Below are 889 nucleotides of genomic sequence, written 5' to 3' on the forward strand. Positions count from 1 at the left end.
GTCAGCAGCGAGGCGACCATCACCGCGGCGACGGCCAGCAGGGCGTTGCGGAGGCCCACCTGTTCGCCCAGGAACCCGAGGAAAGGTGGTCCGGCCAGGAACGCCACATAGCCCAGAGTCGAGACCACCGACACCCGCCCGGCGGCCCGGGCCGGATCGTCCGCGGCCGCGGACATGCCCATTGGGAAGCCCAGCGCCGCGCCGGCACCCCAGAGCACGGCCCCGGCAAAGGCCAGCGGCAGGTTCGGCGCCAGCACGAAGAGCAGCAGGCCGGCGAGGGCCGTGCCCAGGCTGACCCGCAGCACGGCCACGCGTCCCCAGCGGTCGATGAACCGTCCGCCGGCCAGGCGCAGCAGCGTCATGGCGGCCACGAAGACCCCGAACATGACCGCGCCCGTCGCCTCGGTGGCGCCGAGCCCGACGACGGTGGCCTGGGCGATCCAGTCGTTGGCGGCGCCCTCGGTCAGGGCGGCCCCGAGGACGACGACGCCGATCAGTACCGTGCGCCGTTCCCGCCAGGCGGCGAAGCGGCCGGGGCGGGCCCCGCCGCCGTCGTCGTCATGCTGGGGCCGGTGGGGCAGGAAGGCCCGCGGCACCACCCACGTGGCGGCCGCGACCACCACCGCCAGCACCGCCAGATGGGCGGCCAGCGATACCCCGAGCACGGAGAGCCAGGCGCCGACCATGGCTCCGGCGAACGCGCCCAGGCTGAAGGCGGCGTGGAACTTCGGCATGATCGTGCGCAGCAGCTTCCGCTCCACGTCCGCACCCTCGATGTTCTGCGCCACGTCCCACCAGGCCACGCCCACGCCGTAGCAGAACAGCGCCGCTGCGGCGGCGGGAAAGGAGCCGGCCGCCAGCGCGGCGGCGAGCCCGGCCGCGCTGGCGG

General features: G+C 75.3%; 1 protein-coding gene. It reads right to left on the reverse strand.

Annotated elements, in window-relative coordinates:
* Positions 1 to 889, reverse strand: an 889-nt coding sequence (locus AC5RV2_RS18560; RefSeq protein ID WP_494093548.1) for an MFS transporter, incomplete at both ends; no start/stop codon positions are given.

The sequence above is a fragment of the Arthrobacter sp. Y3225116 genome (assembly GCF_059091245.1).